At 44.9% G+C, this 26,136-nt stretch carries 23 protein-coding genes; 3 read left to right on the top strand and 20 right to left on the bottom strand.

Annotated features, from left to right (window positions below; translation table 11 throughout):
- Positions 1 to 57 precede the first annotated feature (57 nt).
- Positions 58 to 1,965 (bottom strand): fructose-specific PTS transporter subunit EIIC, encoded by a 1,908-nt coding sequence (locus ACF8CV_RS08315; RefSeq protein WP_138938059.1) that lies wholly within the window; start codon positions 1,963 to 1,965, stop codon positions 58 to 60.
- 385 nt (positions 1,966 to 2,350) lie between these two features.
- Between ACF8CV_RS08315 and ACF8CV_RS08310 the strand changes: the two genes are divergently transcribed.
- Positions 2,351 to 3,193, top strand: a complete 843-nt coding sequence (locus ACF8CV_RS08310; protein ID WP_006742228.1) for a helix-turn-helix transcriptional regulator — start codon at positions 2,351 to 2,353, stop codon at positions 3,191 to 3,193.
- 34 nt (positions 3,194 to 3,227) lie between these two features.
- On the opposite strand, the gene ACF8CV_RS08305 is transcribed toward ACF8CV_RS08310, so the two are convergent.
- Together ACF8CV_RS08305 and ACF8CV_RS08300 are read right to left on the bottom strand one after the other, a co-directional pair.
- Positions 3,228 to 4,004 (bottom strand): PTS sugar transporter subunit IIA, encoded by a 777-nt coding sequence (locus tag ACF8CV_RS08305; RefSeq protein WP_021484097.1) that lies wholly within the window; start codon positions 4,002 to 4,004, stop codon positions 3,228 to 3,230.
- A gap of 8 nt (positions 4,005 to 4,012) precedes the next feature.
- Positions 4,013 to 4,315, bottom strand: a complete 303-nt coding sequence (locus ACF8CV_RS08300; protein WP_005463048.1) for a PTS fructose transporter subunit IIB — start codon at positions 4,313 to 4,315, stop codon at positions 4,013 to 4,015.
- A 267-nt stretch (positions 4,316 to 4,582) separates the two neighbouring features.
- Between ACF8CV_RS08300 and ACF8CV_RS08295 the strand changes: the two genes are divergently transcribed.
- Both ACF8CV_RS08295 and ACF8CV_RS08290 read left to right on the top strand, forming a co-directional pair.
- Positions 4,583 to 6,454, top strand: coding sequence for a fructose-specific PTS transporter subunit EIIC (locus tag ACF8CV_RS08295; RefSeq protein WP_140378321.1), 1,872 nt, complete (start codon positions 4,583 to 4,585; stop codon positions 6,452 to 6,454).
- Between the two features lie 179 nt (positions 6,455 to 6,633).
- Positions 6,634 to 7,512, top strand: coding sequence for an NAD(P)-dependent oxidoreductase (locus tag ACF8CV_RS08290; RefSeq protein ID WP_025499498.1), 879 nt, complete (start codon positions 6,634 to 6,636; stop codon positions 7,510 to 7,512).
- Positions 7,513 to 7,637: 125 nt separating this feature from the next.
- On the opposite strand, the gene ACF8CV_RS08285 is transcribed toward ACF8CV_RS08290, so the two are convergent.
- The 17 genes from ACF8CV_RS08285 to malK form a co-directional block, all read right to left on the bottom strand.
- Positions 7,638 to 9,077, bottom strand: a complete 1,440-nt coding sequence (locus tag ACF8CV_RS08285; RefSeq protein WP_005499691.1) for a catalase — start codon at positions 9,075 to 9,077, stop codon at positions 7,638 to 7,640.
- A gap of 334 nt (positions 9,078 to 9,411) precedes the next feature.
- Entirely contained in the window at positions 9,412 to 10,029 is a 618-nt protein-coding gene (locus tag ACF8CV_RS08280) for a glutathione S-transferase family protein (RefSeq protein ID WP_005499689.1), read from the bottom strand.
- Between the two features lie 27 nt (positions 10,030 to 10,056).
- The gene (locus ACF8CV_RS08275; RefSeq protein WP_015313528.1) at positions 10,057 to 11,091 is read right to left on the bottom strand and encodes an NADP-dependent oxidoreductase; all 1,035 of its coding nucleotides are present in this window, start codon (positions 11,089 to 11,091) and stop codon (positions 10,057 to 10,059) included.
- A 147-nt stretch (positions 11,092 to 11,238) separates the two neighbouring features.
- A complete protein-coding gene (locus tag ACF8CV_RS08270) occupies positions 11,239 to 11,838 on the bottom strand; it encodes a TetR/AcrR family transcriptional regulator (RefSeq protein WP_005463060.1) in 600 nt (199 codons plus the stop codon).
- 49 nt (positions 11,839 to 11,887) lie between these two features.
- Positions 11,888 to 12,211 carry a N(4)-acetylcytidine aminohydrolase gene (yqfB, locus tag ACF8CV_RS08265; protein WP_138938057.1) on the bottom strand — a complete coding sequence of 108 codons (324 nt, stop codon included), beginning with the start codon at positions 12,209 to 12,211 and terminating at the stop codon, positions 11,888 to 11,890.
- Positions 12,212 to 12,306: 95 nt separating this feature from the next.
- The gene (locus ACF8CV_RS08260; RefSeq protein WP_020838118.1) at positions 12,307 to 12,708 is read right to left on the bottom strand and encodes a VanZ family protein; all 402 of its coding nucleotides are present in this window, start codon (positions 12,706 to 12,708) and stop codon (positions 12,307 to 12,309) included.
- 2 nt (positions 12,709 to 12,710) lie between these two features.
- Positions 12,711 to 14,018: an oligosaccharide flippase family protein gene (locus ACF8CV_RS08255; protein ID WP_138938056.1), complete on the bottom strand. Its 1,308-nt coding sequence runs from the start codon at positions 14,016 to 14,018 to the stop codon at positions 12,711 to 12,713.
- Between the two features lie 9 nt (positions 14,019 to 14,027).
- Entirely contained in the window at positions 14,028 to 15,059 is a 1,032-nt protein-coding gene (locus ACF8CV_RS08250) for a glycosyltransferase (RefSeq protein ID WP_138938055.1), read from the bottom strand.
- Positions 15,056 to 15,889 carry a putative capsular polysaccharide synthesis family protein gene (locus ACF8CV_RS08245; protein ID WP_020838115.1) on the bottom strand — a complete coding sequence of 278 codons (834 nt, stop codon included), beginning with the start codon at positions 15,887 to 15,889 and terminating at the stop codon, positions 15,056 to 15,058. The genes ACF8CV_RS08250 and ACF8CV_RS08245 overlap by 4 nt, the downstream gene beginning before the upstream one ends.
- A gap of 18 nt (positions 15,890 to 15,907) precedes the next feature.
- Entirely contained in the window at positions 15,908 to 17,140 is a 1,233-nt protein-coding gene (locus tag ACF8CV_RS08240) for an O-antigen ligase (RefSeq protein WP_021450110.1), read from the bottom strand.
- Positions 17,106 to 18,158, bottom strand: coding sequence for a glycosyltransferase (locus tag ACF8CV_RS08235; protein ID WP_171055940.1), 1,053 nt, complete (start codon positions 18,156 to 18,158; stop codon positions 17,106 to 17,108). The genes ACF8CV_RS08240 and ACF8CV_RS08235 overlap by 35 nt, the downstream gene beginning before the upstream one ends.
- A complete protein-coding gene (locus tag ACF8CV_RS08230) occupies positions 18,158 to 18,970 on the bottom strand; it encodes a putative capsular polysaccharide synthesis family protein (protein WP_025503545.1) in 813 nt (270 codons plus the stop codon). Before ACF8CV_RS08230 ends, ACF8CV_RS08235 begins: the two co-directional genes overlap by 1 nt.
- Positions 18,948 to 21,128 (bottom strand): polysaccharide biosynthesis tyrosine autokinase, encoded by a 2,181-nt coding sequence (locus tag ACF8CV_RS08225; protein ID WP_005478105.1) that lies wholly within the window; start codon positions 21,126 to 21,128, stop codon positions 18,948 to 18,950. Before ACF8CV_RS08225 ends, ACF8CV_RS08230 begins: the two co-directional genes overlap by 23 nt.
- A 14-nt stretch (positions 21,129 to 21,142) precedes the next feature.
- The gene (locus ACF8CV_RS08220) at positions 21,143 to 21,676 is read right to left on the bottom strand and encodes a polysaccharide biosynthesis/export family protein (protein ID WP_005463089.1); all 534 of its coding nucleotides are present in this window, start codon (positions 21,674 to 21,676) and stop codon (positions 21,143 to 21,145) included.
- Between the two features lie 12 nt (positions 21,677 to 21,688).
- Positions 21,689 to 22,915, bottom strand: coding sequence for an outer membrane beta-barrel protein (locus ACF8CV_RS08215; RefSeq protein WP_392416622.1), 1,227 nt, complete (start codon positions 22,913 to 22,915; stop codon positions 21,689 to 21,691).
- A complete protein-coding gene (locus ACF8CV_RS08210; RefSeq protein WP_023584596.1) occupies positions 22,905 to 24,305 on the bottom strand; it encodes an undecaprenyl-phosphate glucose phosphotransferase in 1,401 nt (466 codons plus the stop codon). The genes ACF8CV_RS08215 and ACF8CV_RS08210 overlap by 11 nt, the downstream gene beginning before the upstream one ends.
- Positions 24,306 to 24,767: 462 nt before the next feature.
- Complete coding sequence (malK, locus tag ACF8CV_RS08205) at positions 24,768 to 25,886, bottom strand: maltose/maltodextrin ABC transporter ATP-binding protein MalK (RefSeq protein ID WP_005463102.1); 1,119 nt, start codon at positions 25,884 to 25,886, stop codon at positions 24,768 to 24,770.
- Between the last annotated feature and the right edge of the window lie 250 nt (positions 25,887 to 26,136).

Genomic DNA, 26,136 nt, shown 5'->3' with positions numbered 1-26,136 from the left:
AATCATGGCTTGGGCGACATTGCCCAAGCCATAGGAGCCATTTGGGGGTAGGGGTGATTAAGCGGCTGCTTGCATCATTTTCGCTTTGCGAACTTTCTTCAGAGTTACACACGTTACTGCGGTAACTACTGCGCCAGCTGCCATACAAATCAGAGCAAGTACTGGGTGGTTCATCGCACCAAGTAGAGCGACAACTGGACCGCCGTGAGCAACACTGTTGGTAATGCCGAATGAGAATGCCATTACTGCCGCTACCATTGATCCAAGTACGTTTGCTGGAATCACTGACATTGGATCTTGCGCTGCGAACGGAATCGCACCTTCAGAGATACCAACCAGACCCATGGCGCCTGCTGCTTTACCCGCTTCGGTTTCTGATTCTTCGAACAGGTCGAACTTACGACCAAGTGCTGTTGCTAGTGCCATGCCTAGAGGTGCAACAGGGATTGCACACGCCATAGCACCCATAAATTGAGTTTGACCACTCGCAATCATGCCCACAGAGAATAGGAACGCGACCTTGTTGAATGGACCACCCATATCGAAGCCAGCCATACCACCAAGTACGATGCCTAGTAGAACGACGTTACCTGTACTCATGCTTGTTAGTAGCGCAGTCAGACCGTCCATTAGGCTTGCGATTGGCGCGCCGATAACGAAGATGAAGAGACCAGCGATGAATAGCGAACCTGTGATTGGCGCAATCATGATTGGCACCAAAGGTTGAATGAATTTGTGGTAGTTAATCGACGTAATCCACTTCACGAAGTAACCCACAAGTAGACCTGCGATGATGGCACCGATAAAGCCTGTACCAGCGTCTGCGCCGTAGAAAGAACCATTATTTGCAATCCAACCACCGATCAAGCCAGGAGCTAGAGCTGGGCGGTCAGCAATCGCGTAAGCAATGTAACCGGCAAGGATTGGGATCATCAGCGTAAAGGCAACCACACCGACGTTGAGGATTTGGTTCCACATGCTGCCTTCAGGAATCGCCATGCCCGCTTCACTTGGCTGACCGCCTACAGCAAGAGCAAGGGCAATCAACAGACCGCCGGTTACGACGAATGGGATCATGTGTGATACGCCATTCATCAAGTAGCGATATAAGTCAGAACGAGCTTGAGAAGCTTTGTCGGCAACCGATGCTTGCGTATTGCCATTGGAATCAGCTTGGTACGTCGGTGCGTTTAACGCTTCATTAATCAGTCCTTGAGCATCGCGGATTGGGGCTTTTACGTTGGTTTTAACCACGCGTTTGCCCGCGAAGCGGTTCATGTCAACTTGCTTGTCACACGCCACGATGATGGCATCTGCACGCTCGATTTCTTCTGCGGTTGGGCTATTTTTCACACCGATTGAACCGTTCGTTTCAACCTTGATTTCGTAACCCATTGCCGCTGCACCTTTCTCTAGCGCTTCTGCTGCTAGGTAGGTGTGAGCAACACCCGCAGGACAACCGGTAACACCAATGATGAAACCTTGGTTCGCTGGAGCATCTGTCACTGGTTGCGGTTCTTCTTTAGCAAGAAGGAGTGCCAGTGCGTCTTGGTTGTTTGCTGCGCCTAAGAACGCATCGATGAAACCATCTTCAATCAGTTTTGAAGACAGTTCTGCAAGTACTTCGATGTGGTGGTTATCGCCACCGTCTGGAGAGGCGATCATGAAGAACAGCTTTGAAGGTAAACCGTCTTCCGCGCCGTACTCGATACCTGATTTGCTTACGCCGATCACAACCGCCGGTTCAATCACAGCGGCGCTTTTCGCGTGTGGAATTGCCACGCCATCTTCAAATCCGGTATTTCCTAATTCTTCACGTGCTTTTATATCTGCAAGAAATTGTGTTTGGTCAGAAATACGACCTTGGTCATGAAGAACGGCAACCAGTTCTTTAAATACGTCTTCTTTTGAAGACGCTTTAAGATCAAGCTTAATTAAGTCTTCATTTATTAGTTTGGTGATCATTGTCGAACCCCTATAAATATAATTTTTATTTCAGAGGTATTTTTAAATTACTGAGAAAAAGACTGTAGTGAATAAAAAATGCATTTACTGGAGGATTGTAACCGACTAACTATAGTGTGATTTAGATCGCTCACTGGACAAATCTAGCTGCATATCTGTGACATGATGGATAAGAAGCTAAACGATAAGTGAAATGTGGCTTTGCTCCCATTTAAAAAGGGATTGAGTGTTTTTGATAGAGTTTTTGTTACTGGAAAATTGATGTGTTAACTGGATTTTTGTAACATTAAGATGGAAGTGTGATTTTGCTCAATAGCACAAAAGTCCAGTCCGGTGTATATCTATAGTAAATAGCATCATTGATGCATATATAGAGTGTGAAACAATGATTTTTCATGATTTAATTTCAGCGGTATTAAATGAAAGAGAGCCATTTCATAATATTTGGTTTGCAGGAGATTTTCATACGCCGCCTGAATTTAGCTATCAAGTTAATTTCCCTCGCCTAGAGTTAGTTCTGGATGGGGAATATATTAATGAAATGGAAAGTCATGATCGAAAAGTAACGCACATCGTTGCTAAAAAAGGCGACGCGATATTTATTCCACCTAACTGTTGGAATAAACCAGACTGGGATACCGATTGCTCAGTGTTAAGTATTTTGTTTGGGCGTCGACAACTTGGGTTAAGTTTGGTGAGCAAACGCAAAGGTGAGGCAAACTTTTACGATATTCAAAAGCATAGCATCCAAACACGCTCAGGATTTGCGATAGATAACATCTTAGAAGCGTTGAGCTCACTGGCTCGTGAGAATACTAAAAAACCAATGGATGAGCTTTTACTGCAAGCATTACTGCAATACGCGAAGACGATGTTGGATGCACCAGTCGAGCAGCAGTCACATAGCCGTGTGCAAGATCTCTATCAAGGGATTTGTATCTACATTCAAGAGAACTTCCATCGCCCAATCACGCGTGACAGCATTGCGTCGAGATTCAGTATTTCCTCGAACCATTTGTCGCGCTTGTTCCGTCAGCAGGGGCACATGACTTTGGCAGACTACATTACTTGGGTACGCGTGGATCGTGCGAAGTTTATGCTCAAGAAATACAACTTCAAACTCAATGACGTGTCAGTGCGCTGTGGATTTAAAGACGTGAACTATTTCTGCCGAGTATTTAAGAACCGTACAGGCAGAACGCCGACGGAATATCGTGGTTCGATTTAAGCCTTCAGTCAGAGTGCGTAAATTATAGAGAAGTTTAGGCGAGCAGCCTCGACATGGCGTACATCAGCAGCGCTTGTAAGTCGACGCTGCTTTTTGTTAGTAGTAGGCGTTCCGCCATTTGATCGGTAAGCAGATTTCGTGTGAGGTTAGTAGCCGCAATGATCTGATCTCGGGTCGGCCTTTCTGGCATCACCAGTGCTATAGCCAGATGAACATCACCCATCTTTGAAGCCCAATCCATCGACTTTTCATTTGCAATAACGGCAATGGAAATGTGGTCAACACCTGAAAACATCACATGCGGTAGAGCGATCCCCGGAGTCACGCAAGTTGATGAACGTTCTTCGCGTTTAATAAAAGCAAGGATCAGTTCGTCGGGATGAATGGGGTGGATCAGCTGAGCTAATCCTTTAAGACATTCAAACTTAGTGAGCTCGGTATGCGCTTTGGCGTAGTGCCATTTGATTTCACAAGGTGGGCAAATTTGCGGTAAACGCTCGGCCAGTTGGCTAGAAAACTCATAGTTGATATGAGATCCCACCACCGTAAAGTGTTCAGCAATCATGTCTTTGATGACGAAGCAGGCCAGCTCTGCGTCAATGCCAATCGCTGTGATTTGACACAAATCACCTTGTTGTAGACCTGCTTGCAAAATCGCCACGGATTTGGTGAGTTCCGCAACACGATTTTGCGTTACATTAATGATATGTAAGGTACTTTTGAACTTCTTTGCCACTCGATTGAGTGGCTGAGCAAGGTGCGCACTGGCATTTGCATTATCGACGAAAAAGGTGATTTGGTATTCGTTCATCTGCAAATTTAGTCGCGGCAGTGGACGAGGAATACTTTGTCGACGTTCAGCAAAACCTCTTCAATGGGGATTTGAATTTTGCGCGTCCCTTCGAATCGGCCAGGTTGTTCTATCTCAATATCCGACACAATCAAAACCCGATCCGCTTGAGCGATATCGTGAGGAGTGAGCTGATTTTCTATCCCCATCGCACCTTGCGTTTCTACTTTAATTTGCACGTTATGTTTTGGCGCAGCTTTCATTAGTGCATCTGCCGCCATATAAGTATGAGCGATGCCTGTAGGGCATGCTGTCACCGCTACGATTTTCATGTTCTATCCATTTTATTTTTTGTGGATATTAGCACAGCCACCGCAGATTGAATTGATTTGAGCTGGATTAACGCAAGAGCTCTATCACAGTTTGAATCTCATGTTACATTAATCCAGTTAATGCACTTTTAGTCCTATATATCAAAGGGTAGGCACTGGTTAATCTATGCCCAAATAAAATGAGTAGGAACGCATACGAGCCAGGGGATCCTGTATCTCAAACTCACTTGGGTATATATTCGAGCGTGAATATTGGAAGGTAAAACAATGGACATCACAAACCTAATTGAGCTGGAAACGATATGTTTAGATCTAAAAGCTCAAACCAAAGATGAAGCGCTCAAAGAGCTGGTCGAGATGTTAGAGGCCGCCGGCAAGCTCAATAGTCAAAGCCAGTTCTTGGCAGATATTTGGAAACGAGAAGAGATCGGTAACACAGGATTTGATGATGGTATTGCGATCCCTCATGCCAAAAGTGATGCTGTAGCGAAACCGGCTGTCGCGGTCGGGATCAGCCGTAATGGGATTGATTATGGCGCCGAAGATGGCGAGCTGTCCGATGTGTTTTTCATGCTGGCGTCTCCAGATGGTGATGACCATCATCACATTGAAGTATTGGCACAAATTTCCACCAAAATTATCGAAGACGGCTTTGTTGAAAAGCTCAAGTTGGCTCAATCGCGAGAAGAAGCGCTTGAGATGCTGACTGATATTCAAACCCAATCCAATGAATTTCTCCCAACTTCTTTAGAATTTGCATCAGAACCCCTGAGCCCTTGGGCGCAAAAACTTGGTCGTATTAAAGAGCACCTGCTGTTTGGCACATCCCACATGATCCCGTTTATCGTTGCGGGCGGTGTGCTGTTGTCGTTGTCGGTGATGATCTCTGGTCACGGTGGTGTACCACAAGAGGGCATTCTGGCCGATATTGCCCAAATGGGGATTGCTGGCCTGACATTGTTTACTGCCGTGCTTGGCGGTTACATTGCTTATTCCATTGCCGACAAGCCGGGCCTTGCGCCGGGTATGATTGGATCTTGGATTGCGGTCAGTCATTACAATACGGGTTTTTTAGGTGCGATTGTGGTCGGCTTTTTTGCTGGCTTTGTCGTTTGGCTATTAAAGAAAATTCGGCTACCAGACAGCATGAGTTCGCTTGGCTCGATCTTTATTTATCCGCTAGTCGGTACGTTTGTTACTTGCGGCGCGGTGATGTGGGTGATAGGTGCTCCGATTGCCAGCGCAATGACCACCATGAACGAAGTGCTGACGGGCATGGCGGGCTCAGGCAAAGTAATGCTCGGAACTGTGCTTGGGGCAATGACCGCGTTTGATATGGGCGGCCCAATTAACAAAGTGGCGACGTTGTTTGCTCAAACCCAAGTGAACACGCAACCATGGTTGATGGGCGGGGTCGGTATTGCGATTTGTACGCCGCCATTGGGTATGGCACTAGCCACGTTTTTGGCGCCGAGTAAATTCAAGCGAGATGAACGCGAAGCGGGGAAAGCCGCAGGTATTATGGGGATGATCGGCATCAGCGAAGGTGCGATTCCTTTTGCCGCTGGCGACCCTGCACGAGTGTTACCCGCTATTGTGGCGGGTGGCATTGTCGGTAACGTGATTGGCTTTATGTTCCACGTAATGAACCATGCACCATGGGGCGGTTGGATTGTTCTCCCTGTTGTGGATGGAAAAATTGGTTACATCATCGGCACGATTGCGGGCTCAGTTACCACGGCATTGATCGTGATTGCACTAAAGAAAACCGTCACCGAAGATGAGAGTTACACAGGTCATTCTCAAGTATATGGTTCTGTTCAAGGCGAAGGTGAGGCGGATGTTTTGGCGGTTACATCTTGCCCATCAGGAGTGGCACATACGTTCTTAGCGGCGAAGTCATTGGAAAAAGCGGCTTGTGCACTCGGCATTAAGATTAAAGTCGAAACCCAAGGGGCGAATGGCGTCATCAACCGAATTACCGAGAAAGACATCGAGAAAGCGAAGTTTGTGATCTTTGCTCATGATGTCGCGATCAAAGAACCGGAACGTTTTCGAAAAATAAAAGTGTTGGATGTCACGACCAAGGATGCCATGTTGAACGCTACGGCTTTGTTGCAAGCACGTAGAGTGTCTTAGCATTTTACTTCTGAGAAATTTTTCCTTAATAACCCTGCTGACTGCTTCGGTTTTTACTCCAACATCGTGCTCCGATTTTATTTGTGCCGCGAGTGAAGGATAAATTACGAGTAATGTTTTCAATTCTTTAGTAGCATGTTACAAAACATTTCAGTCAGGTGAACTAAGGGAAGCGTGCAATGGAAAAACAACGAGTAGCATTTATTGGTTTGGGTGTCATGGGCTACCCAATGGCGGGCTATTTGAGCAAAGCGGGGTATGAAACCAAAGTATACAACCGCACCAAAGCCAAAGCTGATAAATGGGCTGCAGAATACAATGGCGTTGCGTGCGAGACACCGCGAGAAGCGGCTGAAGGTTGCGATATCGTATTTACTTGTGTTGGTAATGATAACGACGTACGTAGCGTTGTGTATGGTGAAGAAGGCTTGTTAGTTGGTCTCAAAGCGGGCGCGGTTTTGGTTGATCACACAACAACCTCGGCAGAACTTGCTGTGGAACTGGCGGACGCGTGTAAAAAAGTGGGCAATCACTTTATCGATGCGCCAGTCTCGGGTGGTCAAGCGGGCGCAGAAAATGGCGTATTGACCATCATGTGCGGTGGTGAACCGAATGTATTTGACCATGTTGCACCTGTGATGGATGTGTACGCGAAACAAATCACTCTACTGGGCGAAAATGGTCAGGGACAGCGTTGTAAAATGGTAAACCAAATCTGTATTGGTGGTATTTTGCAGGGCTTGAGTGAAGCACTTTTGCTTGCGCAAAAATCGGGCTTAGACATTGAACAGGTTGTCGAGACGCTGAAACACGGCGCTGCTGGTTCATGGCAAATGGAAAACCGTGCCACGACCATGGCGCAAGACAAGTTTGATTTTGGCTTCGCGATTGATTGGATGCGCAAAGACCTTGGCTTTTGTTTGGAAGAAGCTGAGCGTGTTGGGCTTGAGCTTCCATTGACTAAGATGGTCGACGAGCAGTACGCAGGCCTTCAACGTGAAGGGCTTGGTCGTATGGATACGTCAGTACTGATTAAGGCTGTAGCTAAAAATCAGTAGTAGATGAAGAACTCTTTGGTATCGAAGAGTTTGAAAAAGTCTAAATTGATCATATCGAATTCCTCTTAACTGGGAGGCGCAACGTGCGCCTCCCTTTTTATTTACTATGGCATATTTGCTGTGGGTTATTTCGCTAAACCTAACGCCAGTTCTAAGCCTTTGCCGTAGGCTTCGTCCGCTTGGTAAGCGTGGGTGACGTGACGTTCTTTAATGAAGTCTGGCACACCATCCATCGCTCGTGCGGTGTTATCAAACAGCGCTTGGCGTTGCTCTTCGTTCATTAGTCGGAACAGGTCACCTGCTTGGCTAAAGTAATCCTCATCAACACGATGGTCGTAATGGTCAGCATGGCCGCTAATTCGCAATGGTGGCTCTGAATAATCAGGCTGCTCTGCCCACTCTTGTTTGTAGTTTGGCTCGTAACCTAGTGTTGAACCGAAGTTACCGTCAACTCGCATTGCGCCGTCACGATGGTAGCTGTGTACCGGACAACGAGGGGCATTGACTGGAATTTGGTGATGGTTTACACCTAGGCGGTAACGCTGTGCATCTCCGTATGCAAACAAACGGCCTTGCAGCATTTTGTCTGGCGAGAAACCAATTCCAGGAACGATAGCTGCCGGGTTAAACGCGGATTGCTCAACTTCTGCATAGAAGTTTTCTGGGTTACGGTTCAGCTCAAACTCACCTACAGGGATAAGTGGATAATCTTTTTGAGACCATACTCTTGTTAGGTCGAATGGGTTGAAGTTAACTTCATCGGCTTCTAATTCTGGCATGATCTGTACGTACATTTTCCATTTCGGGAAATCCTGACGCTCAATCGACTCATACAAATCGCGGTGATGGCTTTCACGATCTCTGCCCGCCAGCAGTTGTGCTTCCTCATCGCTGATGTTCTTAATACCTTGCTGAGTTTTGAAGTGGAACTTCACCCAGTAGCGTTCATTTTCAGCGTTGATAAAGCTGAATGTATGGCTACCGAAGCCGTGCATGTGACGGTAAGACGCAGGAATACCGCGGTCACTCATGACGATGGTTACTTGATGGAACGCTTCTGGGAGTGAAGTCCAAAAATCCCAGTTGTTCGTCGAGCTGCGCATGTTGGTGCGTGGATCGCGTTTCACCGCGTGGTTGAGGTCAGGGAACTTCAACGGGTCACGTAAGAAGAAGACGGGCGTGTTGTTGCCGACTAAATCCCAGTTGCCTTCTTCGGTGTAAAACTTTAGGGCAAAACCACGGATGTCTCGTTCTGCATCCGCAGCGCCGCGCTCACCCGCAACGGTCGTAAAGCGAGCAAATAGCTCGGTCTTTTTACCAACCTCAGAGAAAATTTTTGCACGCGTGTATTTTGTAATGTCGTGAGTCACGGTGAATGTGCCGTACGCACCAGAACCTTTTGCGTGCATACGACGCTCAGGGATCACTTCACGATCAAAGTGCGCTAGCTTTTCTAGAAACCAGACATCTTGTAGGAGTTGAGGGCCACGTGGGCCTGCTGTCATCACGTTTTGGTTATGAGCAACTGGGCAACCTGCCGCAGTCGTTAGCTTTTTGTTTGTCATTCTTATTTCCCTCCAGGGATTCATCAAAACCTTAGAATCTGAAAGGAAGATTATTACGGAAAGTCATGAGGTTAAAGCTGATAATGCTTATCAATTCAATAGGTGGTGACTATGGCCGAAAAGTCACAGAAATCAGAATTGGACTACATTTTAGTTGTTGATTTATCTTAGGATTTATTAGTAACAATTAAGAATAATTGGTAGGGATAGAAGAGGTATGAATGATTGAATTTATAAATGAATACTTGCGCTCTATTTCGATAAAAAACGTCCCTTTGATGCGATTGAGACAACGTTATTTGTCTTCAATCCAAGCCTCAAAGGGACGATTAAATTAAGCGTAGTTCACTTCAATTTGTTCGGCTTTCTCGAAAGCAGGGTGCGTCGCAAGTTGTTTACCGTAACGAACCATATTCGGGAATTGTTCTGCTAGGCCAAACATCTGTACTAACTCAACGATGAAAGACATCATGATGTCTGCACCCGTCAATCGCTCTTCTACGAGGTAGGTTTTTCCTTCTAACGCTTGTTCGAAGTAGCTCAATACATTCATTGCTTCTTTGTCGGCGTATGCAGGCAAAAACTGCATCGAGTTCGGCTCTTTACTGATGAATATTTTCAATAGCATCGGCAAAATAGCGGAGCTTTCTGCAAAGTGCATCCATTGTAAATATTCAGTATGCGCTTTTGTACCACGCTTAGGGGCAAGCGCTCCATCACTGTACTTTTCAATCAAGTATTCAGTCATGGCTCCTGATTCAATAATAAACTCACCATCATCTTCAAGGAGTGGCGACTTACCAAGTGGATGAACGCTCTTTAGTTCTGGCGGTGCCATGAAAGTCACTTTGTCACGAACGTAAGGCACGATTTCGTATTCCACGTTGAGCTCTTCAAGTAACCAGATAATACGCTTAGAGCGTGACTGATTCAGATGATGAAGTTTTATCATTTGTTATCCCTTCCTTATTGCGGGTTGTTATAGTGGGTCGTTGATTTTTACAACAAGCTTGCCAAAGTTCTTGCCTTCTAGCAGACCAATAAATGCCTCTGGCGCATTGTCTAGACCTTCTACTAGATGTTCGCGGTATTGGATCTTTCCTTCAGCCAACCATTGATTGATATCTTGAGCGAACTCACCGTAACGGTGACCGTAGTCATCAAAAATGATAAAGCCTTGTACCTTGATTCGTTTCGTCAGTAGTTTACCCATTAGCAGAGGTAGATGGTCTGTGCCTTCAGGTAATTCTGTTGCGTTGTATTGAGAAATCAATCCACACAAAGGGATACGCGCACTGGTATTGAGAAGTGGCATGACAGCTTCGAATACTTTGCCGCCTACGTTTTCAAAGTAAACATCGATGCCGTTGTAGCATGCATCTTTCAATTGTTGTTCGAAATCATCTGCTTTGTGATCGATACACTCATCAAAGCCTAAAACCTCTTTTGCGTAGCGACATTTTTCTTCGCCACCGGCGATACCAACTACGCGGCAGCCTTTGATTTTACCGATTTGACCAACTGTCGCGCCGACAGGGCCCGTTGCCGCAGCAACTACAATGGTTTCACCTGGTTTTGGCTGGCCAATATCCAACAAACCCATGTATGCGGTAAAGCCAGGCATGCCTGCAACACCCAGAGCGTATGATGGGTTTTGTGGCTCTTTGCCTAATTTAATCACCATCTCTCCGGTAGAAATTGCGTAGTCTTGCCAACCCACGGTGTACGCAAGTACCCATTCACCCGCTTCATAGTCCGGGTGGTTGGATGCTTCTACCTGACAAACGGTGCCGCCAATCATCACATCGTCTAGCGCTACTGGTTCTGCATAAGATTCTGCATCGCTCATGCGACCGCGCATGTATGGATCTAGAGAGAGGTAAACCGTTCTCAGCAGCATTTCTCCTGCCTGTGGAACAGGTTTTGCTACTTCTTCTAGGCGAAAGTTTTCAGTTGTAGGAGCACCATGTGGGCGTGATGCTAGGACGATTCTACGATTGGTTGCGTTAGTCATGTTTATCTCACTTATAGATTAGACCGGTCGTCTAGTGTTCATTCCAAAATATCCCGCTCTTAGAGCGGGAAGATTTAGTGTGTTCCAAAAGGTTAATAGCCCAAATGAAACACGTGTAGGGTATTCATCTTTCTTTAACGTTACTTGTTATGGGCAAGTACGCGTGTTTTGCAGTAGATGTTGAGTATAGGTCAGGCTTTGCGTAAGCGCTTCCTGATCTTGATACAGTTTGTTCAGTAAGCTTGCGCCATTCCAAAGATAATAAATCTGTCTGGCCAACAATGCGCTATCACCGTTTGGAATAGAACCATCTTGAATACCGACATCAATACACTCTGCCATAGCTTGAATGGTCTTATCTGCGCCTCGACGCAGTGCGATACGCATAGGCTCCGATAAATCTGATACTTCGGCGCTTAGCTTCACTAACAAACATTTGTTTGCATTGCAGACATCATCTTCCACTTTTACCATTTCTTCAAAGTAGCTCATTAAGCGTTGGTAGCCATTGAGCTCGGTATTAGTGAAGCGGGCAGTCAATTGTTCAAAGTACTTGTTAAAGTAATCTTGAATCATTGCCTCACCAAACTGCTCTTTAGATTTGAAGTAATGATAAAACGAGCCTTTTGGCACTTCGGCTGTTTTTAGTAGCTCTGAAAGTCCAACACTGGTAAACCCTCGGGTAACAATCAATTCGTACCCGACGTCGAGAATGTGTTGGCGTGTGTCATTTGTTTTTGCGTTCATGGGCGGTACTATAAGATGAATTAGACCAGTCGTCTAGTTTTTTTGTGGTCTACTTTTTGATCAATTCGTATTCGATAACAAATAGCTTATCGATATCCGGATAGATTTCTCGAATCAACTGTTTGAGTTTTGGCAACTCGATGGCTTCTTGTTCTGCGTGAAACTCGTTGATTTCATCAAAGTTTAATGGCTCAACAGACAAGATTTTGATATCACAAACCTTACGGTCAGTTTCCAACGTGAACACTTCTACTTCTGTGTTTGGTACATAGTGACTTTCTGATCCGTCACGAATAGTGATGGTCTTTTGGCCAGAAGTGATCAATGGCGTGAGAAATTCGAAAAAGGTAATTTTTGTTGGATGAGATGACATGAGGCTCTCTTTTCTCCGGGTTATTTGGCAAGATTATATACCCAAATAACCCAAAGGTGTTTGCCTAACAACAGGTGCGTCACCTGCCGGAGAGTTTATGCACGAGAGCGAGATGCTCGAAAGAGGGTAATCGCTTTGGCACCAAAATACCCAAGGATCATACCAATCCAGTTGGTACTCAAATCGTCAAAGCTGAATGAACGGCTTTCAATAAACAACTGGCTAAATTCTTCCGCCGAGATGATCAGTAGTAAGCAAAACAGCAGTCGAATCCCGAACGCATCCATTTTGGTTGCGTGGGTAAAGCGAGGGAAGGTAAACACAGCAAGAAAACCAATCAACATGCTAAACGTAAAATGCAGCGTGCTTGAGCCTCCAACATAGTTCTCCATATTCAGATAAACGGCATGATTTAGCTCTGAACTCTTCCACAAAGAAAGGCCGATGGTCAGTAGAGATATAGAAATAAAACCTAAACGTGCGATCGTCGAAGTCATCGTTACCCCACAGGAAAGAAGCCTAAATAGCGTTTTACAAAATAGAGCGCGGCAAGGTTTTGGATCGCCATGCCGATCGCCATTGCCCATGCAGCCCCCAGAACGCCGTAGCTTTGGCTAAGAAAAACCAAAAGAGCGATGGAAATAGTGCCTGAACAAATCGTGATGTATTTCATCGTTCTCTCATGGCCGCTCATTAGCAATAAAAATCCTACCGAGCCAGTGGCGATATTGACCAGCTGCCCTAAAGAAAGAACAACTAACAGCGGAGCTGCCGCAAGAAATTCATCACCAAAAAGCTGCATGACGAATTCAGGAAATAGGGTGCAAACTAAGACAGGAAGTAAAGCTGCGCCAATGTTTGCACGACAAGCCCATCGACTTAAACTTCGCAGTTTATCCAGCTTTCCCTCTTTAAAAAGAGAGGCGAACATTGGGGCAACAACGAAGTTAATGGTAATCAGTACAAAGCCAATCAGTAGTGATGTTCGTTGCGCTGCTGCTAACAACCCTAGCTCCGTGGTAGAAATGAAAAAACCAGCAATAACAATGCTTCCCCATTGGAGGATATTGGTGAAAATGCTGCCAATCCACACTTGCTTCGCGGAGGAGATCAGTTCGATATTTGTTGTCGGGGTCGGCTTTTGATATTGACCAGAGCTAAACCATTTAGTCGTTGAAGCAATACTGACGATCAGACTCGCCAGCAGCAATGCAGTCATTAGGCTGTTGATGTTTTGTAAGTGCAGTGTGCTCAGGCCCATAATGAACAAAACCATGAGCACACTGACGCCGAGTTGAAGCGCGAATAGGGATGGCACCACCATTTTACTTGCTTGTAAAACACGGCTGTTGGTTTGTCCTAATACGAGGAAAGGTACGCACATCAGCGCGAGCGTAATCGCCACTATTGGACTGTTGGTTTGATTCAGTTGATTTGGAAAAAGGTAAAAGCCGACAAATAGAGTAACGGCTGCCATGAAACAAAATGTGATGCTGCGAGTTAAAGCCGTCCAATAGTTGTCACTTTGCTGTTGAATTTCTCCGTTGCTAAACGCGATAGCGTTGAATCGGACTAAAGCAACGTCAAAGCCTCGCTGAGAAATAATGGCTGTGAGCGATACGAGATTGAACAAGAAGAAAAACTGACCTGAAGTGGATGCATCGGTTGTGCGCGACACGATGAGCGTAAGCAAAAAGGCAAATAATGCACTGAAAACTCGCGTGATTGCCGTTTTCATGCCGAGTGACAGCAAGTTCTTTTTGCCACTCGGCATAAGTAGCACTTTTTGTTGAATGGCTTGAAACATTCTATTTCTCTAACTGTAAATGTTGTTTAGAGCGAGGCGTTGTTTTTCTTCACTGAACGTCTCATTCAACTCGGTGGTGTATTGGCGAAAATCAATGTCATCATAGTGATTGATGCAATGTGTCATTTGCTTTGCCATGTCTTCCGGTGTTTGCGCCAAAAAAGGATAGTTGAGATCTTTTGTGGCACCAATGGAACGAATCACCATAGGGAGGTGCAGCTTCGCGGCTTCTAGAATCGTTAAAGGCATACCTTCCCATGCGGCGGTATGTAAATAGAGATCGGAGGCCTGCAGTTTCTTAACCACTTCATCGCGAGGAAGCATACCCGTTACTTGTACGCCCTCGGCTCTTAACGCTTGCTCTAGCTCTTTGTCTCCTCCTCCAATCCAAGTAATGTCTAATTGGCGATTGAGTGCAAATCGATTCAAGCAACGGAGTGTGTTAAGTAAAAATTGAGGGTCTTTCTGTGGTGCGACACGCCCTAAAACAACAATGTTCAATGCAGCTTGATGGTTTCTGCCGACACGCGTCGCACTTTGATAAGAAACGTAGTTGTTCAGCAGTTCCGCTCGTTTTGCTCCAATGCTAATGGCTAAATCACATTCGCGCTGACTGCAGCCTGCCACCACGTCAATTTTGTTGAGCATCACCTTTTCTAAAGCTTTGTATAGTTGGCGAGCGAAGCCTGAAATGTCTTCTCGTTCAAACGCATAGCAGTGCGGGGTATACACCAAGCGGGCGCGGCTGAGTTTCAAAAATCGACCCAAAAAACCGGCTTTGCTAGAGTGCAAGTGCACAATATCGGGTTTTATGTCATTGATGGTTTGATTGGCGTCTCGCACAAACTGCAGAAGCCCACCTTCCACCCATTTTGTTTGAGCAAAAACATCGTGATTGCTGTCTTTGGTCAAATCATTGTGACGCGCTCTAGCAAGCAAAAAGTGTTCATACGGTTCATGTCGAGATGAATATACATAGCTGTACAGCGCGGTTTGAACACCGCCTCCAAAGGCTTCGGTAATATGCAGTACTTTTTTCATGCTGACTTTGTCCCTGGAGTTTTTAACCACTTGGTTTTGAAGGCTTCTCGTTCTTGCTGTGAGTAAATATGGCGATAAAGCGGTAAGTCATACATGTAAAACAACTTAGAAAAATCGTAATGCTGTTTAAAGTATTGGTGGATGTTGGAATACCATTTGTTCTTTGCTTCATTGCTGTTTTTCAGAACAAAGTTGTCGACATTTAGGAAGTCTCCAATCTCTTTGTCGAGGGAACTCAGTTGCTCGCACTTAATGAGAATGACGCTGGCTTTGTCATTGTTGAACGTGAAAAATGGTTGAGTGTTATCGATCTCTTGGCGCATGACATCGATGCTGAAGTTACGTTTTAGCTCGTTATCGAACCAATCTGCGAAGTAGTTCAGGTTGATGTAGTTATCAAAGCAATGCTCGAGATGCTTGTAGGTCACTTCCATGTCGCGGTGGATGGCGTCGTTCTTTTTGCCTTCGATAAATTGCAGATGCAAATCTTGGAAAAAACGGGAGAAAACCGTCGCAATCGGGTCACGGATTAATGTAACGATCTTGATTTGCTCGCGCTTTTGCAAAATGCGCTTGCGTTGATTCAGAACCAAACGGTACATCGCGCGATTTTTAAAATCGAAGAATTTACTCACATCCTTTTTGTTGTGGTACATGTGAAATTCTTCATGATCGTCAAACGTGTGGATGTGATAGCTCGGAATGTTACGCGCTTCCAAAGTATGCTCGATAGACGATGAGCCCACTTTCCCCATTTGATACACCAAGATGAAGTTATCAGCCCGAAGTTCTCGGTTCTTTTCAAATTGTCGAGCGATAGAGTATTTCATTGATCAAATCCTTGATTATTAAAATTCGTGACTTTTATTGACTGGCAGCGAATGGATGACTGTCTGAGGTTCTGGTGTTCGTTTTCGACTGATCATAACTGGCAACAAAAGTATCAAAATGATGGTAGTATTTACGGCAACGAAGAACACCATGATGAGGGCGTAAACCGCGAGTAAAAGACTTTTTCTGTTGTCATCGATACTGCGAAAACAAAATTTGATGAAAAGAAAGTAGCCTCCAAACAGAAACGCAATGCCAAGCAAACCGTATTCGATGGCGGTATCAAGCACAAAGTTGTGGGTGTAAATCGCTAGTTCATCGTAGTTGAAGTAATCGATCATAAAGTTGGGCAGCATTTTGGCGCCCACGCCTAAAATAGGGTGCTGCGTTAAGATATCCATGCCGTTTGCGAGTAGCAGCTTGCGATGCAAGTTGGACACCCATCGCGCTTCACTTTGGTTGGCAAACAAAATGTCTTCTTGAGTGATCTCCAGTTTATCGGCAAGAGCATCAAAACCGACGTAGAGCGTGGTAGAGACTGTTCCAATAACCACAAATGCCAACGCCAAGAGAAGCATCCATGTATAGGTTTCACTGATGGTTTTTCGCATCCAGTTTTTAATAAAAATCTGATCGAGAAAAAACAGCAAACAAAAGCCCAGCAGAGCTTTTCGTTCTTGAGATAACACGAGTAGCGAAAATGCAACTAGCATCAAAAAAGGGAACAGGCGAATTTTGTCGCGATACAAATAGAGTAGCGAGCACAACACTCCAAATCCGTATTTACTGACCCCGAGTAATTTAAATCCGCTTTGATAGCCTTGGGCGAAGTGCCATGCTGCGACTAGACCACAGATGATAAAAAGTAGGTAGGTGAAATAGACCATCACTCGCTCATCATCAAATGCACCGTAAGCGTAAAGTAAGCTCAGTAGACAAAGAATGGCTAGCCACTGAACGGTTTCGATCAATAGTGGGGCCAAAGGCACTCTGTTCAACAAACCATTGATAAATACATATCCAGTAAACAGCACCAAGAATCCGATACATGGATGCAACAGTTGCTTTGCTCTTCCTTCTAAAATGATCAAGGCGATTAAGCCAACAGAAAGCAAACTTGCGATATCGGAAGGCGCAAGTGCCACGCCACCTACAGCGAATTTCACTGGGACAAAAAACAGTGCCAGAGTAATGGCTGCAAGGAGTGGAACGGTATTACTTATCGGTACAGAGCTGTTGGTAGATTCCATAATAGCCCTCTCGAAATTTGTCGATGGTGTAGAGTTTGGCTCGGTTGACGGAATAATGACTTGCCGAACTGTAAAGAGCCGCGTCATCGCAAAGCTCTGCAACCTTTTGTGCAAGCCGATTGCTATCACCGACTTCGAACAGATATTTTGAGCTGCCGGTAACCTCATCTAATCCCGGAACATCGGACGCGAGTACAGGCAAACCTGCTGCCATCGCTTCTACGGCGGCGAGCCCGAATCCTTCAACGTGGGAAGATTGCACGTAGATATCCATATCGCTGAGAAAGAGAGGAATATCGGATACGACTCCGTGAAAATGCACGCGAAGTGAAACGTTTAACGATTGAGCGAGTCGTTGAAGCGAGGCTTTTCTGTCTCCATCTCCGGCAAGGTGTAAGTGGTAGCACTCAGGCAGTTTTGCGATGGCGTGAATTAACGTTTCATGATCTTTGTGTTCATGTAGTCGGCCAACCATGCCAATGTTGATGGTTGCTTTCTGGCTGAGTTCGTGGGCTTGTTTAGCCGTCATCGGGAAGCGATTTAAGTCGACGCCGTTATGTACAACTCGATACTTGTGTTGGTACCGAGGCATGAACTTCACCAATTCTTCTTGAACTTTTTCACTGATGCTAACGGTATAGTGGTGACCCCAATAGAGGACATATTCTATGAACTTAAGCAGAGGGTAATCTCTGCGTCGGTTGTAAGAGCAGTGCTCTGTTTGAATGCGTTTTTTCCCGATCGCAAGCAGCGCTAGGTAAATAGACGGATACAGGTGTCCGTGAACGAGATCTGGCCAGCGTAGTAGTGACCATTTTTCCGATAGAGACAGTGTCTGCCAGTTAAAGCATTGGATTCCCTGTGCGGAGAGTTGTTCCAAATAGTCGTTCTCAGCACACAACACGAGGATCTTGATTTCATACTCGGGATTATGCTCGAGCACCAAGTCCACTAAGAACTTTTGCGCCCCACCATTTTGAGATAGGTCGTTGATGATGTGTAAAATTTTTGTTTTCATCAGTGCGCCATTTGATACTTTTGTTTGAGTTCGGAAATTTCACTTGAAGTAAAAAAGTGGGTCGTCAATTTGGATGACAACATTTCCTCAATAAACTCAGGTTTAGGTTGATAGCTGTTTTTGAACTCATTGATCAGCGAGGAGTACCATTTGTTGTTTGATTGGTTGTCGTGGACCACATCAACTGGATAGCCAAGAAACTCGCCAACGGTAGCTGGTGATTGCTTCAGCTTGTCACTTCGAATTACGAGCAGAGAAAAGTTGCCTTGTTGGTAGGTTTGGCAACCAGCTTCATGATCGAACGGTTTATTGAACACGTCGATCCCTGTTAGCGTTTTGATTTCATTATCAAACCACTCCAAAGGGTAGTGGTGATTCATGTGCTCTTCGAAAGCTTCTTGCAACAATTGCGGACGCTCAGAGCGAATTGCACTGTCGTCATTTAGGTATTTTTCTGCCATCCAGAAAGGTAACGATTGAAAGAACATCGAGATATTTCTACCAATCGGCTCTCTCACCAATGAGATGATGCGCACGTCTTGTTTACGTTTGAGCATGTGGCTCATAACGCTTCGCTTGAGCAGACGTTTTACATAATGCTTGTTTGGTTGATGCAGCTTCGCTCTCACTGGAGAGATCTGCTTGTTAGCATCAATCGCCATAAGGTCATGCAAATGAATCGAGTTAGGAATCGACTTTTCTAACGCACTCGAGCCGACTTTACCCATTTGATATATCAGCACCGGGCGTTCTTGGCTTTTTAATATCTGATACCAAGACGCATGTGGATTAGTAGGCGTATTTCTGGACATATAAAGTCTCTCCTTCCTTAGCTTTTGCTTGAGTGATAAGCACGCCAAGAGACGGTATTGAGTGTTGTATTTGTTTAGATAACGCGACATTAACCAGTGATGCTTTGGTGGACTCGGAACGAATCACTGTGATGAGTCCGTTCGCATATTGGCCTAAGATGAGCGCATCACTGACCGACAACAGTGGTGGTGTATCGATGATGATGCGATCGTATTTATCTTGAAAATGGTCCAGTAGTTTTTTGAAGCGATTGGATGCCAGCAACTCTTGTGGGTTGGGTGGAATCAGCCCAGCAGGTAGTACATCTAAATTGGCGTCATCGATGCGAACGATACAATCTTTTATTGCGGTATCCATCGTCAATATGTTGGTTAAACCTGGCTGGGACTCAGGAATATTGAATCGCTTGGCTAAAGATGGACGACGCAAGTCGCAGTCGATAATCAACACTTTCTCCATAGTCGAGAAGGACACCGCCATATTGATACTGGTGGAGGTTTTGCCTTCCTCTGGAATCGCTGAAGTAAAAGGTAAGATCTTTTGCTTAGTGTTGGTCAGCCTTAATAGCAACGACGTTCGAACAGAGCGACAAGCTTCGCTAAAGAGTTTTTCATCTTTATCTAAGTAGGCGGTATAACTTACCCCATTTTTTCGCAGGGTACGTTTTTTCACCATTGGGATAACCCCCAAGCATGTCACGCCTAGCTTATCTTGAACATCGTTTGAAGTGCGGATGACTTCTCGCAACGTTTCTAAAATGATCACCAATGCACAAGCGATAGCAAAACCGAAGAATGTGGCGATAAGCACCAGTTTCATTCGTTGTGGCGCGACAGGAAACAGTGGAATGATCGCTTTATCAGTAAAGCGAGCGGTCACATTTTTGTAATCGCTAGTAGCGCTGGTTTCTTTTTCTCGATTTAAGAAAGCTTCGTAAAGATCTTTGTTTGACTCTACTTCTCGTTTCAATTGCTCATAGCGCGCCTTTTGCGAACCCAATGATTGGAAATCTGATTTTTTTCTGTCCAGTTCTTCGCGCAACATGTCTTCTTGAGCTTTCGCTGCAAGTAAGTCTTGTTGTTTACTAAAAGAGATTTCGCGAATCAATTGCTGAGTTCGCTCTTGAATAGAGGCGAGTTGCGCTTTCGCTTGGACCATTCGATCGTGTTTTGGTCCATAACGTTGCGCCAGTTCAGAAACGTTCTTCGCAGCTTGGGCTTCGGAAAGTTTTAAATCACGAATCTGAGCTTGATTGGCAAACTCGTCAATGGACAGCAGGCTATCAAGATTCTGAGAAGATTTTCTTTTTAGTAGTTGGATCAAGGTTTGCGCTTCGATGCGCTTATTGACAGCGGTATTGAGTTTACGGTTAAGCTCTTCTAGTTCGTTGGCGTAGATGTCGTCGATGCCGTTGATATCAATCAGGCCTTCTTTGAGCAAAAACTCTTGCAAAGCATGCTCTGATTTTTTTAAGCGCTCTTCGAGTTTTTGAGAGTTATTAGTCAGCCATGTTGCTGCATTTTGAGTCACTACGAGCTTGGCTTCGAAGTTGGCATCAATATAGGCCTGACCAACCGCGTTCGCGACTCTTGTTGCTAACTTTGGATCGGCAGAACGAAAGCTAATTCGCACTAACTGTGTGTTTCGAACAGGTTCAATTTCTAGCTTTCTTTTGAAGGCTTGAAGTGCTTGATAGTAAGACTCAGAGTATTGTGATGTCTCTTTTGGGCTAGGAGAGACATTCAATAAATCTTGTACTAACGGGACTGCTTTGATGTCGTCGATTTTTTGTTTTAGTCCACCGGAGCTCGTAAATTCAGGGTGTTGAGTTAAATTCAGTTCATTAATGACTTTGTCGGCAATGTGGTTGGATTTCAGAATAGCGATTTGTGTTTGAAAGTACTCTTTCTTGGTCGTATCTACGCCGTACACTTCTTCAATCGATAACGCACTTTTTTGCTCTTCTTGAATCAATAGCGTTGCCGTTGCTTGGTAAATGGATGTTTTGGAGTAGATGTACCAAGTGCACGTCAATGAGAATATAAGCGTGAACGCAGCAATGCTAAGCCAGTTTTTTTTCAGCGTTTTAAAGTGATGGCCAAAACGAATCAGTTCCACTTTGTTCATCTGGAAATTGTTGGGATGAGTTCCGTTCATTTGATTACCTGTCACTAGAAGAAGCTCTGATCAATAAAGACAATGTCGCCTGGTTCAACCGTGCGCTGCATACTCACGCCTTCTACGGTTTTGCCAGTTTTGTGTTTGGTTAAGTTAATGCTTTTACGTGAAGCTCTATCGGTGAGCCCGCCAGCTAGTGCGATGGCTTTTTCTATAGTCAGTCCTGGTCGATACTCAAATCCTCCGGGTTTACGAACTTCGCCATTGACGTAAAACAAACGGAAGTAATTGATTGTCACCATGACTTTCGGGTTGATTAGATAGTCACCTTTTAAGCCCGTTTCGATTTCGTACTTGAGCTGTTTGGGCGTTTTATTGATCGCTTTGATTCGTCCAAGGTAAGGGTAATCAAAGTAACCATCTGACGTGATGAGGATGTTTTTAATAGAAAGATCTTCCTCCCCGTAAACTTGCACTGAAATAGTGTCACCAGTATCGAGTAGGTAATCTTGTTCGTTTGAATTTGCGCTAACAAAAGTACTGAAAAGTAGCAGAGCTAGGCCAATTAACTTGAATAATGGATTCATTAACATTCCTTGTTACAACGAAAATTGCGCGCTTAACGTCCAGACATTTTGGTCGTAGCTATAACCTGAACGATTGGATGTTTTGTCTTGATATTGCCAATCTGCTTTCAATTGAATCCAGCGTCTAATTTGATAATCAACGCCAGCGGAAAGGGTATATCGTTCGTCGTTTCTCGTGATGCCGGTGTAATCATCTTCTTGATAAATGCCACCTAAACGAGTGGCTAAATAGCTGTTCCAATCGTGTTTGATATCTAGGCGATAACGAGTCTGTAAGTTGTAGTCACCATCTTGGTCAGGGTTGACGGCTGCTTGGGTAGTTTTGACCGTCACCAACGTTTGCTCTTGTGGTAGCCATTCAAATCCGATATCCCAGCTAAAGCCTTTGAAGGTTTCTCGTTGTTCACTATCAAAGTCTTTAACTTGATAGCCAAGCCTTGCGATACCTTGGGTTTTCCCCGATATTTCCCACTCAGCACCGGTGTAGTAAAAGCCGGTGTCGCTGTCTTTTGATGCAGCGCGAGGGTTTTTATTAAGGTACTCGGTGAAGACTTGTTTTGTCCCAACTAACCAATAGGTTTTAGGAGTCGCTCTAAGGTAAAACTCAACGTGGGCGTTTGGGGCGCGGAAGTCGTTGTACTTAGTTTTTGCGTTGGGCTTGCCAGGTAAACCGTTACGATAATTTTGGTAAGTTTTATCGCTGTAGCCTAAGCCAAATTCGAATCGTCCTTTCGCACCAGCAGAGCCAAACACGTAGTTGGTTTTCAAATCATTACGGTAAAACTCGATAGGTGAATCGAGAAGGTTACCTTGTCCTTCAGTGATGTCTTCACCGCGGATTTCATGCAATGCCTGAAAACGATAATCCACGACTAAACGATGACGATGATTGAATTCAAAAAAATTGGAGAACTGAAAGGTATGGTCATCGTAATCATTCTTATCGTCCGAAGAAAAGCCCGCTTTCAGCTTGTACTGAATATCTGCGCGATATTGATTGCGCTCGATACGTGCCAACAAGCTAGGCTCTAGTCCCCAAATGTTTACGGATTCTATATCTTGAGATTTTTCCGCTTTGTTTATGTTGTCGTCACCTTCGTAGAACGCTTTGACCAATGGGATAAACTCAATGCCAGATTCAGTTTGATATGCCATTGGCTCTGCTAATGCAGCTGTTGAACAAAGGGCGAGCGCAAGTGCTGGAGTTGTTGTTTTCATCATCGCCGCCTTAGTACGCATTGGAGCCAGTAAAGCCTTTGAACACGGTAAGGAAGATGATTTTTATGTCCATCCAAACTGACCAATGATGGATGTAATCCAAATCAAACTCGACGCGTTTTTCCATCTTATCGAGCGTGTCGGTTTCGCCGCGATAGCCGTTGATTTGAGCCCAACCTGTAATGCCTGGTTTGACTTTGTGGCGCAACATGTAGCGGGCGACAATCTGACGATATTCTTCGTTGTGCGCAACAGCATGAGGACGAGGGCCAACGATCGACATAGTGCCTTGTAATACGTTGATAAACTGCGGCAGTTCGTCTAATGAGGTGCGACGTAGAAAACCGCCAAACGGAGTAATACGAGGGTCGTTTTTCGTAGCTTGTTTGATGTTTGGCCCTTGATCCATCGTCGTCATCGAGCGGAACTTCCAAACTTCGATTTTTCGACCATCCAAACCATAACGATGCTGCTTAAATATTACAGGGCCTTTTGACGTCAACTTAATACCGATGGCGATAGCAAGCAGGATTGGTGATATCAACACTAAGATAATGCTAGAGAACAAAATGTCTTCGAAGCGTTTAATCCAAGACGAAACGCCAGCAAAAGGCGTATCGAACACGCTGAGAGTTTGAACTTGACCAATTTGATCCCAGCGAGAATGGAGCAGGTTGTAAGTAAAGAAATCCGGGATCAGATAGGTGTTCGCTGTGGTGTCGGAGAACTGGTTCAGGATGGAAGCAATGCGCTCTTTAGCATGCATTGGCATCGCAATGTATACGTAATCGACTTCTCCTCGTTTTGCCCGTTCTAACGCTTGGTTTACCGCGCCTTTGATTGGGTATTCGGAGCTAGGCAATCTGTCGCTAGAGCGTTCGTCGTAGAAGCCGTCAAATAGAACACCATGCTCGGTGTGGTTTTGAATCTCGTTGGCAAGGGTGATGCCGTGAGGGGTCTGGCCGATGATGATAGCGGTGCGTGTGTTGAAGCCCATTTTTCGCAAATAGGCCAAAACGGTACGAAAGGTCACTCGCCACGCCAACAGTAATGCCGGCGTAATAGTAACCCATAACGCTAAGATACTGCGGTCAAACAAAGGGTAAACTTCGGAAAAGTAAAGCACCATGAAAAGTAGGGCGCTTGTCATTAACCACGACATGCAAACAATGAACATTTGCTCTCTAAATGAGCTTGTCCGCCATGAGCGATATAGGTTGCCGCTCTCCGCCATAAACAAAAATGAAATCCCCCCGACGAAGGACAAGATGACGTAGTCCTTATCCATCGAGGTATTTGTGTCTTTCAATACTAGGAGCAGCATAAAGGTGACAATGACAGCAAGATCTGAGAGGCGATATAAAAAAGCGAACTCCATCTCATAAGAACGAATTAGTCCTTTGTGTTTCATGACCTAGTTTCCCTTCTAGCACGCTACCGCCATTGGGGTGATTGCCCAATTAGCTGTGTCGCGAACGTTTTAATTGATGAGCAGAGACATTTCTATGAATGTTTCTGAATTTCTGTAACGCATAAATTCGAAGGTAAGTTTAAAAATTCGTGTTGTTTAGGTAAGTGGAAATAAGAATGAAATTTAGACCTTTGGCTAAGTTTTGCTGTTTAGGAAAAAGCTGGTACTTGCTAAGCAGGGATGAGGAAAAGTATTAAGAAGCGAGTTTGATTATAAAAACTAAGGTTTAATTTCTTGATGGTCTAACGGATGACTTATTTACAGGGAAGTTAATGATTTAGTCTTGGGTGCGGAGTATGAGTGATGAGTCCAGCGAGCGAGTGATGTCGGTCATTTATGTGGTTTTGATACAAAAAATCCCTCTCAGGAGAGAGGGATTTATAACAACTATAGGTGAATAATTTATTCGAAATCTACGCCATTTTCTTTAAATAGACGTTTACAAGCACGACCATCACTATGGAATAGGTGACAACGGTGAGCAGGAATACCGATTTCCAATTTATCGCCCGTGTCGACAGCTAGCGTGTCTGGTTGACGATAGATCACATCCGCGTCTGCGCCTTCTAGGTTTAGGTATACCTGAGTTTCGTTACCAAGCTTCTCTACGATCATCACTTCACCGTGAATGGTTGCGTCAGCTTCGGTTGCAGAAAGTAGGTGCTCTGGGCGAATACCCAAAGACATGCGGTCGCCACGGTTAACGGTTGTACCATCTACAGGAATCCAGAATGATACGCCGTTAGATAGTTGAACTTTAACGCGTTCTGATTCTACTTCATCGATGAACACGCTCATGAAGTTCATTTTTGGAGAACCGATGAAACCAGCCACAAAGCGGTTCTGTGGGTAGTGGTAAAGTTCAAGAGGTTTGCCAACTTGAGAGACGTAACCACCATCTAGTACGACGATTTTATCCGCCATGGTCATTGCTTCCACCTGATCGTGTGTAACGTAGATCATGGTGCAGCCAAGTTGACGTTGTAGTTTGGTAATTTGAGCACGCATGTTTACACGTAGCGCGGCATCTAGGTTAGACAAAGGTTCATCTAGAAGGAATACGTTTGGTTGCGATACTAGTGTACGGCCGATAGCCACACGTTGACGCTGACCACCTGAAAGTGCTTTCGGTTGACGCTCAAGCAAGTGACCCAGTTGTAGGATTTCTGCTGCGTGTTCAACACGTTTGTCGATTTCTGCCTTGTCTGCTTTAGCCAGTTTCAGACCAAATGACATGTTGTCGTATAGGTTTAGGTGTGGGTATAGAGCGTAAGACTGGAAAACCATACCAACACCACGTTTGGATGGTTCGACGTCATTCATGCGCTGGTCACCAATATACAAATCACCTGAAGTAATGTCTTCAAGACCGGCAATGCAACGTAGAAGGGTAGATTTACCACAACCAGATGGACCTACGAAAACAACAAATTCACCTTCGTCAATCTGTAGGTCTACGTTTTTAGAAATCAGTACGTCGCCATACGCTTTACAAACATTTTTTAACGTGACACTCGCCATGTAGCTCGTCCTCGATCAATTTTTTTATTATTCACCGCTCATCATTATATGAATTATCTAGCGAGCAGTAACAGTAGGAATCGGTAAGTTATTGCGGTTGGTAAGAAAAGTAGGGTAGCACTTCAATGAAATGTCCTAAATAGAAGTGCTACCCATCATAGCCAAGTACGAGTTTCTCTCCCCCACATTATTCGTGTTGTCTCCCCCGTGAAATAATTACCACAAACAACACCAATAATGACATTCCACT

Origin of the sequence: Vibrio sp. zbq_1, assembly GCF_043102935.1 — a bacterium.
In the GTDB taxonomy this organism is placed as follows: Bacteria; Pseudomonadota; Gammaproteobacteria; order Enterobacterales; family Vibrionaceae; genus Vibrio; species Vibrio parahaemolyticus.
The sequence above is the reverse complement of the archived record's forward strand: the minus strand, read 5'-3'. Positions and strand labels throughout refer to the sequence as shown.